A 10,308-nucleotide genomic window follows, 5' to 3' on the forward strand; every position below is an offset into this window, starting at 1 on the left:
ACAGACCCATCACCCGGTCACCCACCGCGAGCCCCGTCACACCAGGACCCACCTCGGTCACCACACCCGCACCCTCACTACCGAACAACGCCTCGGTTTCGGGGACGGCGCCGGCGCCCTCAGCAGTCGGCAGCCCCGCCGTTTTGGCAACGACGCCCAACGACACCAGTAAGTCACGGAAGTTGAGCCCGGTGGCGCGTACGGCGACCCGCACCTCACCCGCTTCGAGGGGCTCGGCGGCGCGCGGAGCGGCCACCAGACGCAGCCCGTCCAGAGTGCCGCCCGTGTCCAGCTCCACGCCCCACGCCTCGACCCCGGGAAGGGCCAGAGTGCCGGAGCCGGCGCTGGTGACCCGGCCGAGCCGGGGCACGTACACCGCTCCGGAACGCAGCGCGAGGGTGGACTCGTCAGCGGCCACCGCACCGGCTACCGCGGCGGGCAGGGCCGCGGCGGACTCCGGGGCCCCGTCCAGGTCGGCCAGCAGGAAACGGCCCGGATTCTCGGAGGACGCCGTGTGGATCAGGCCCTGCACCGCGGCCTGCCCGGGTTCGGGCCGCTCGCCCGGTGCCACGACAGAGCCCGCGCGGGTCACCACCGCGAGGCGCGCCTCTACCAGCTCCTCGAGACCGAGCCACTCCTGCACGGTGGCGAGCACGGAGGCCAGCAGCGCGCGGACCGCGGCGGGAGGGTCCCCGGCCGCGGTCGGCGGGCAGGGCAGGAGCACGGTCGCGGGCACGGCGCCGCCGCTGCGGACGCTCTCGGCGAGCGCGGCGAGGTCCTCGTAGCGCGGCAGGCCGAGCTCCGTCAGAGCGTCACCCAGGACCACGGCGGAACCGGGAACACCCGCGAGGTCGCCCGAACCATCCGCCAGCAGCGACCAGTTGACCTCGTACAGCGAATCGACGCTCTGACCGGAGAACGTGTCAGCGGTGAGCGGGCGCGAGGTGAGCGTGTCGATGGTGAGCACCGGAAGGCCGGTGCCGTCGGTCAGCCGCACGGCGATCGAGTCGGCGCCCGTCGGCGTCAGCCGGACCCGTACCGCGGTGGCACCGGTGGCGTGGAGGCGGACCCCGGCAGCGGAGAACGGCATCATCCGCTCGCCGCCGTCCTCCAGCAACGTCACCAGACCCGTCTGCAGCGCGGCGTCGACCAGCGCGGGGTGCACCCCGAACCGCCCGGCGTCCCGCTCGCCGCCCTCCGGCAGTACGACATCGGCGAACAGCTCCTCACCGCGCCGCCACACCGCCCGTAGGCCCTGGAAGATCGGACCGTAGCCGTACCCGGTGGCAGCCAGACGGTCGTAGAACCCGTCGATGTCCACGGCCTCCGCGCCTGCGGGCGGCCAGGCGGAGTCGGCCGCGGCCTGCTCATCGGCGAGTGGGGCGGGCGCCGCGATCAGCAGACCCTCGGCGTGGCACACCCACTCCGCACCGTCGTCGTCCTGGCCCGGCCGCACCGTCCGGGAGTGCAACCGCGCCGCGCGCCGGCCCTGCTCGTCGGGGGAATCGACGGCGACCTGGATATCCACCCCGGCGTCGCCGGCCGGTACGACCAGCGGGGCTTGCAGAACGAGCTCGTCGAGGACTTCACAGCCGACGCTCTCACCCGCCCGCAGCATGAGTTCGAGCATGGCGGCCCCGGGCACCAGGACCCGACCCAGCACCGCGTGACCGGCGAGCCAGGGGTGCGTCTGCAGGGAGATTCGGCCCGTGAAGAGGTGGCCCTCGCCGTTCGCGAGCGTGATGCCGGCGGCCAGCAGCGGGTGACGGAGCGAGGAGAGACCGGCCCCGGACACCTCAGTGGTACCGGCCGCGCCGTCCAGCCAGTAGTGCTGGCGTTGGAAGGCGTACGTGGGCAGTCCGACCCGGCGTGCACCACTGCCGGCGAACACGCCCTGCCATTCCGGCTCCACACCCCGCACCCACAACTCCGCCAGCGAGGTGAGGAAGCGCCGGACACCGCCCTCTTCACGCCGCAGCGTGCCGACCCCGTGGACCTCGACGCCCATCGCCTCGCCGGTCTCCTCGACCGGAGACGTCAGCACCGGATGCGGGCTGACCTCGACGAAGGTGGTGTGACCCTCGGCAATCAGTTCCCGCACCGTGTCGAGGAACCGCACCGGCTGCCGCAGATTGCGGAACCAGTACTCCGCATCAGCCACACCCGCTTCAAGGACACCACCCGTCACGGTCGAGTACATCGGCACGTCACCCGCACGCGGCACCACCGGAGCAGCCAGCTCCAGCAAAGCCTCACGCAACTGCTCCACCTGCGGAGTGTGCGAGCCGTAATCCACCGGAATACGACGAGCCCGTACACCGTCGCGCTCGCACACGGCCATCAGCTCGTCCAACGCTTCGGCCTCACCGGCGACGACCGTGGACCGCGGACCGTTGATCGTGGCCACACTCACCCGACCGGACCACGGCTCGATCAGCTCCAGCGCCGCATCCTCCGCCAACGGCAGCGACACCATGCCACCCTGACCCGCCAACTCCCGGCCGATCAACTGACTGCGCAACGCGATGATCCGCGCACCGTCCTGGAGGGAGAGCACCCCCGCCACCACGGCGGCAGCCAACTCACCCTGCGAATGGCCGACCACGGCCGCCGGCCGGACACCCGACGCACGCCACACCGCCGCGAGCGACACCATGACCGCCCACAACATCGGCTGGACCACATCCACCCGATCCAACGACGGCGCACCCTCGCGCTCCCGCAGCACGTCCTCCGGCACCCAGTCCACGAACGCCGTCAACGCGGCCGCACACTCACCGAACCGCTCCGCGAACACCGGAGAGGAATCCAGGAGCCCGAGCGCCATCCCGGCCCACTGCGAACCCTGCCCCGGGAAGACGAACACCACGTCCGAAGCGCCTTCCGACGCCTCACCCGTGACCACGCCAGCCGCGGGTTCGCCTTCCTCCAGGGCCTGCAGGGCGGTGAGCAGTTCCTCCCGGTCCGCGCCGAGCAGCACGGCCCGGTGCCCGAGTGCCGCCCGCGAAGATGCCAGCGACCAGCCCAGGTCGGCGATCGAGGCCCCGGAGGAGGCCGCGAACGGGTGCAGCCGCTCCGCCTGCCCGCGCAGCCCGGCCGCCGACCTGCCTGACAGCACCCACGGCACGACGCCACCCGTGGAGACGAGGCCGGCCGGTCCGGACTCGACCTCGGCTTCGGGGGTCTCCTCGGCCGGGGCCTGCTCGATGATGACGTGCGCGTTCGTCCCGCTCACACCGAACGACGACACACCCGCACGGCGTGCGCGGCCCGTCTCGGGCCACGGACGCTCCTCGGTCACCAGCTCCACGGCACCCGCGGTCCAGTCCACATGCGGCGTGGGCTCATCGACGTGCAGCGTCTTGGGCACCACCCCGTGCCGCATCGCCTCGACCATCTTGATCACGCTCGCCACACCCGCGGCGGCCTGCGTGTGACCGATGTTGGACTTCAGCGAGCCGAGCAGCAGCGGCTCGCCCTCAGGGCGGTCCTGGCCGTACGTGGCGAGCAGCGCGTCCGCCTCGATCGGGTCGCCCAGCTTGGTACCCGTGCCGTGTGCCTCGACCACGTCCACCTGCGCGGGAACGAGCCCGGCGCTCTCCAGAGCCTGCCGGATGACACGCTGCTGCGCGGGGCCGTTGGGCGCGGTCAGACCGTTGGACGCGCCGTCCTGGTTGACCGCCGAACCACGGATCACGGCAAGGACCTGGTGGCCGTTGCGGCGCGCGTCCGAGAGCCGCTCCACCAACAGCAGGCCCACACCCTCCGCCGCGCTCATACCGTCGGCGGAGGCGGCGAACGCCTTGCAGCGACCGTCCCGCGCCAGTCCTTGCTGCCGGCTGAGCCCTACGAAGACCTCGGGCGTCGACATGACCATCACGCCGCCCGCGAGCGCCATCGAGCACTCGCCGAGCTGCAGCGCGTTGATCGCGAGGTGCAGCGCCACCAGCGACGACGAGCACGCCGTGTCGACGGTGAGCGCCGGGCCTTCGAGGCCCAGGGTGTACGAGATGCGGCCGGAGATGACGCTGTCGGCGCGGCCGGTGAGCAGATAGCCCAGCGCCTCCTCGGGGGCGGTGGTCGGGTCGCCGTACCCGTGGAAGCTGGAGCCCACGAAGACACCGGTGTCGCTGCCGCGGAGCGCGGTGGGGTCGATGCCGGCGCGCTCGAACAGCTCCCAGGAGGTTTCCAGGAGCAGCCGCTGCTGCGGGTCCATGGCCAGGGCCTCGCGCGGGGAGATCCCGAAGAAGGCGGCGTCGAACTCCCCCGCGTCGTGCAGGAATCCGCCCTCGGCCACGTACGAGGAGCGGGGGCGCTCGCCGGTCACGTCGATCAGCGAGGCGGGATCCCAGCCGCGGTCGGCGGGCAGGCCCGTAATGGCGTCGCCGCCCTCGGAGAGCAGCCGCCACAGGTCCTCGGGCGAGTCGACACCGCCGGGCAGGTGGCAGCTCATCCCGACGATCGCCACCGGCTCGCTGCCGGCCGACTCCACGGCCTTCAGCCGTGACTTCGTCTCCTTCAGCTCGGCGGTCACGCGCTTGAGGTAGTCGAAGAGCTTCTCTTCATTCGGCATGCGCGGCGGGTCCATTCCTTAGCAGCACTAACGGGGTCGGCAGTCGTGTTCCGGGTGGGGTCACAGGGGCGGCGCGCAGAGCGTCCGGCCGGTACGGATCACGGCTCTCCCAGCTCGTCATCGATCATTGCGAATATTTCGTCCTGGGAGGCTCCCTGCAGGTCCCAGCTCTGCGCGGCCCTGCCGCCCGAGGTGACGACCGAGTCGGGGCTGACCCGGCGCAGCAGTTTCTCCAGCCGCTCCGCCACCTCGCCCCTGACCGGGTCGTCGTCGCGCAGGGTGGCCAACTCGACGTCCAGGCGGTCCAGTTCGGCCAGCATCGGGCTGGTGTACGTCTCGTCGCCGACCAACAGGTCGCGCAGATAGCCGACGAGGTCGGCGACCGTCGGGTAGTCGAAGACGAGTCCGGCCGGCAGCTTGTGCCCGACCATTGCGCCGAGGCGGTTGCGCAGCTCCACCGCGGTGACCGAGTCCAGGCCGAGCTCCGCGAAGGAGCGGGTGAGCGGTACCGAGTCGGCCCCGTCGTGGCCGAGTACGGCCGCGGCGTGGGTGCGGACCGCCTCGCGCAGCACCCGGTCCTGCTCCTTACGGGCCAGGCCGAACAGCCGCTCGGCGAGGGTCGGGCCCGCCGTGCCGCCGGTACCCGTCCCGTTCGCGGCCGTCTCCTGGGGGCGCTGGACCTCCGCGAGCCCGTAGAGCAGGGGGCTGGGCCGCGCGGCGGTGTAGGCGCGCTGGAACTTGTCCCACTCGATGTCGGCGAGGACCACGAAGGTGTCGTCGCCCGCCAGGGCCCGTTCCAGGGCGAGGGTGGCGCGCTGCGGGTCCATGAGCGGTACGCCGTGCCTGCGGCGCAGATCGGCGACGGCGTCCTTCTCCGCCATGCCGCCCTGGGCCCAGGCGCCCCAGCCGATCGAGGTCGCCACCTGGCCGTGGGCCCTGCGGTACCAGGCCAGCGCGTCCAAGTAGGCGTTGCCCGGGGCGTAGTTGCCCTGGCCCGCGGCGCCGAAGGTGCCCGCCGTGGACGAGAAGAGCACGAAGGCCGACAGGTCCACGTCCGCGGTCAGCTCGTGGAGGTTCCACGCGGCACCCGCCTTCGAGCGGAGCGAGGTGGCTACGCGCGGAAGGGTCAACGTCTCCAGCGGGCCGTCGTCCAGGGCGGCGGCGGTGTGGAAGACCGCGGTCAGCGGCAGCTCCTCCGGGATGCCGGCCAGGGCGTCCGCCAACGCGTCGCGGTCGCCGGCGTCGCAGGACAGGATCGTCACCCGCGCGCCCGCCGCGGTCAGTTCGGCCCTGAGCTCGTCGGCGCCCTCGGCATCGGGTCCGCTCCGGCTGAGGAGCATCAGGTGCTCCGCGCCTCGCTCGGCGAGCCGGCGTGCGATGTGGCCACCGAGCGCGCCGGTACCGCCAGTGATCAGGACGGTGCCCTTGGGGGGCTGCCAGGCGCCGTCCCGTCCCGGGGACGCGGCGACGCGCACCAGCCGCCTCGCGAGGACGCCCGACGGGCGCACCGCGAGCTGGTCCTCGCCGGTCGCGCCGGTCAGCAGGGCGCAGAGCCGGTCGACGTCCCGCTCCCCCGGTTCGGCGGGCAGGTCGATCAGGCCGCCCCAGCGGTCCGGGTTCTCCTGGGCCGCGACCCGTCCCAGTCCCCACACCATCGCCTGGCGGGGTCCGGTGAGTTCGGCGCCGCTGCCGGTGGAGACCGCGCCGCTGGTGACGCACCACATGGGGGCGGTGACCGCGGTGGCGGCCAGCGCCTGGATCAGCCCGAGGGTGCGGGTGAAGCCGAGGGGCACGCCGGGGTGCGCCGGGTGGGAGTCCTCGTCCCGTCCGGTCAGCGCGAGGATGCCGGCCGCCTGTTCGTGTCCTTCGACGGCGCGCAGTCGTACGGAGATCTCATCGACGTAAGGGAGTTCGCCCGTGATGGCGGCGTACTCGGCGCGCTCCGCGGGGAGCAGGACCTGGTGGACGGCGCCGCCGCGGCGCTCGATGCCCGCGCCGATGGCCCACACCGTCGGGTCGTCGGCGCGCTCCTCGGGCACGGCGAGCAGCCAGGTGCCGGTGAGTCGGGCCTCGGTGTCCGGGACCTGCGCCCATTCGATCCCGTAGCGCCAGGCGTCCACGACGGACTCCTCGCGCTGCTTGCCGTGCCAGGCGGAGAGCGCGGGCAGGACGGTGGCGAGCGAGGAGCGCACGGAGTCGTCCGCCACGCCGAGCGCGGCGGCGAGCGAATCGGTGTCGCCGCCGTCGACCGCCGTCCAGAAGGCGCTGTCGACGCCGGAGCCCGCGGTGTCCCGCGCGGCCGCGGGGGCGTCCAGCCAGTAGCGCTGCCGGTGGAAGGCGTAGGTGGGCAGGTCCACGGTCCTGCCCCCGTCGAAGGTGCTCGACCAGTCCACGGTGGCGCCGGCGACGAACAGTTCCGCGAGCGAGGTCAGGAGCCTGCCGCGGCCGCCGTCATCGCGCCGCAGGGTGCCCGCGACCACGGGGGTGGCCGCGAGGTCCGCGAGGCTGCCCTCGATGCCGGCGGTCAGGACGGGATGCGGGCTGACCTCGACGAAGACGCCGTGGCCCGCGTCGGCGAGGGCCCGCGCGGTCTGCTGGAAGCGGACGGGGTAGCGGAGGTTGCGGTACCAGTACTCGGCGTCGGCCACACCGTCCTGGAGGAGCTCGGCGGTGACGGTCGAGTACATCGGCACCTGGGCCGGGCGCGGGATCACGGAAGCGGCGAGATCGAGGAGAGCCTCGCGAAGCTGCTCCACCTGCGGGGTGTGCGACCCGTAGTCCACCGGGATGCGACGGGCCCGTACGCCGTCGCGCTCGCACACCGCCATCAGCTCGTCCAGCGCCGCCGCCTCACCGGCGACGACCGTGGACTGCGGGCCGTTGATCGTGGCGACGCTGATCCGGCCCGTCCAGGGCTCGATCAACTCCTCCGCCGCGGCCTCACCGACGGGCACGGACACCATGCCGCCCTGGCCCGCCAGTTCGCGCCCGATCAGCTGACTGCGCAGCGCGACGATCCGCGCACCGTCCTCGACCGACAGCACCCCCGCCACCACGGCAGCCGCCAACTCGCCCTGGGAGTGGCCCACTACAGCAGCGGGCTCGACCCCATGCGCACGCCACACCGCCGCGAGCGAGACCATGACGGCCCACAGCATCGGCTGGATCACGTCCACCCGATCCAGCGACGGAGCGTCCTCACGCTCACGCAGCACGTCGGCGGGCGCCCAGTCGATGTGCGGGGCGAGGGCCGCCGCGCACTCGCCGAACCGCTCGGCGAACGTCGTTGAGGAGTCCAGGAGTTCGCGCGCCATTCCCGCCCACTGCGAGCCCTGGCCGGGGAAGACGAAGGCGGTCCTGATGTCGCGTGCCGCGGCGCCCTGGACCACGCCGGGAGTCTCCTCGCCGTGGCCGAACGCGGCGAGCCGCCGGAGCAGTTCCTCGCGGTCGCGGCCGATGACGACGGCGCGGTGCTCGAATTCCGCCCGGGTGGTCAGGAGCGAGCGTGCGATGTCGACCAGGCCGGCCTCGGGAGCGGCGCTGACGTGTGCGTGCAGGCGCAGCGCCTGCTCGCGCAGGCTTTCCGGGCTCTTGGCGGAGATCACCCACGGCAGGTGGTCGCCGGTCACCTCGGTGGCCGCGACCTCGGCCTCGGGCTCCGGGGCGTGTTCGAGGATGACGTGGGCGTTGGTGCCGCTGATGCCGAACGAGGAGACGGCTCCGCGTCGCGGCCTGCCCGTCTCCGGCCACGGCACGCTCGCGTCGGCGAGCCGTACACCGGCCGAGTCCCACTCGATGTGCGAGGTGGGCTCGTCCACGTGCAGCGTCTTCGGCACCACCCCGTGCCGCAGGGCGAGCACCATCTTGATGACGCCGGCGACGCCGGCCGCGGCCTGGGTGTGACCGATGTTGGACTTCACCGAGCCGAGCAGCAGCGGCTTGTCCTCGGGGCGGTCCTGGCCGTACGTGGCGAGCAGGGCCTCGGCCTCGATCGGGTCACCGAGCGAGGTTCCGGTGCCGTGCGCCTCGACGGCGTCGACGTCGGCGGTGGTGAGCCCGGCGTTGGCGAGCGCCTGGCGGATGACCCGCTGCTGCGCGGGACCACTCGGCGCGGTCAGGCCGTTGGACGCCCCGTCCTGGTTGAGTGCGGAGCCGCGGATCACCGCGAGGACGGGATGCCCGTTGCGGCGCGCGTCCGACAACCGCTCGACGACGAGCATGCCGACGCCCTCGGCGAAGCCCATGCCGTCGGCATCGGCGGCGAACGCCTTGGAACGGCCGTCGGGCGCGAGGCCGCTGATCCGGCTGAACTCCACCATCGGGCGCGGGGTCGACATGACGGTGACACCACCGGCGACCGCCAGCGTGCAGTCGCCGCTGCGCAGGGCGTGTGCGGCCTGGTGCAGGGCCACCAGCGACGACGAGCACGCCGTGTCGACGGTGATCGCGGGGCCTTCCAGGCCGAGGGTGTACGCGATACGGCCGGAGGCGACGCTGTTGGCGCTGCCGTTGCCCAGGTAGCCCTCGTAGCCGGTGAGCAGCTGGGGGAAGCGTGCGGCGTAGTCGTTGTAGATCAGCCCGGTGAAGATGCCGGTCGGGGTGGCGCGCAGGGTGCCGGGGTCGATGCCGGCCCGCTCCAGCGCCTCCCAGGTGGCCTCCAGGAGAAGCCGCTGCTGGGGGTCCGTGGCTTGGGCCTCGCGGGGCGACATTCCGAAGAAGCCGGGGTCGAAGTCCGCCATGTCGTGCAGGAATCCGCCGACCTTGGCGAAGTGCAGGTCGGGGGACTCGGCGTTGTGCAGGTCGACGGAGTCCCAGCCGCGGTCGGTGGGGTAGTCGCCCATGGCATCGCGTTCGTCGGTGAGGAGCTGCCACAGCTCCTCGGGCGAGCCGACACCGCCGGGGAAGCGGCAGCTCATGCCGATGATGACGATCGGGTCGTCGTCCGAGGCCGAGGCCGCGGCGACCGGGAGGGCACGCGCCGGCGCGACGACGCTCGCGTCCACTCCGAGCCGGATGGCGACTTCGGCAGCGAGGGCGGTCGGGGTGGGATGGTCGAAAACAACGGTCACCGGCAGACGCAGCCCGGTGGCGGACCCGATCCGGTTACGCAGTTCCACCGCGGTCAGCGAGTCGAAGCCCATGTCACGGAACGCCCGATCGACCTCCACCGCACCAGCAGTGCCATGACCAAGGACCAACGCGGCCTGGACACGCACCAGCTCCGTCAACTCACGATCACGCTCCACCGGAGCCAACGCCGCAAGACGATCACGTAACCCATCACCACCACCCACAGGCGTGTTGGCCGCAGCTCGCTTGACCGTGGAACGCACCAACGCACGGAACAACGGACCCAAGGGCCGCTGCTCACGCAACATGCCCAGATCCAGACGGACCGGAACGGTATACGCATGCGGCAAACGCACCGCCGCATCGAAGAGGGCAAGGCCCTCTTCAGTGGCGAGCGGCCGGATACCAGCGCGACGCATACGGTCCAGATCAGCCGTGCCCAGCGCACCAGTCATCGCACTACGGTCAGCCCACAAACCCCACGCCAAAGAATGCGCGGGCAGCCCCTCAGCACGCCGCTCCAGCGCCAGCGCATCAAGGAAGGAGTTCGCCGCCGCATAACCACCCTGCCCCGGAGAACCGAACACACCAGCAGCCGAGGAGAACAACACGAACAACGCGAGATCCCGGTCACGCGTCAGCTCATGCAAGTTCCACGCCGCGTC

General features: G+C 72.4%; 2 protein-coding genes. Both read right to left on the reverse strand.

Going from position 1 to position 10,308, the window contains the following annotated elements:
- Positions 1–4,573: type I polyketide synthase (locus tag ACZ4UB_RS39330; RefSeq protein WP_468078071.1), on the reverse strand; the 4,573-nt coding region annotated here is incomplete at its 3' end.
- A gap of 98 nt (positions 4,574–4,671) precedes the next feature.
- Positions 4,672–10,308: type I polyketide synthase (locus tag ACZ4UB_RS39335; protein ID WP_468078073.1), on the reverse strand; the 5,637-nt coding region annotated here is incomplete at its 5' end.

It is taken from the genome of Streptomyces sp. NPDC028419 (assembly GCF_055565515.1).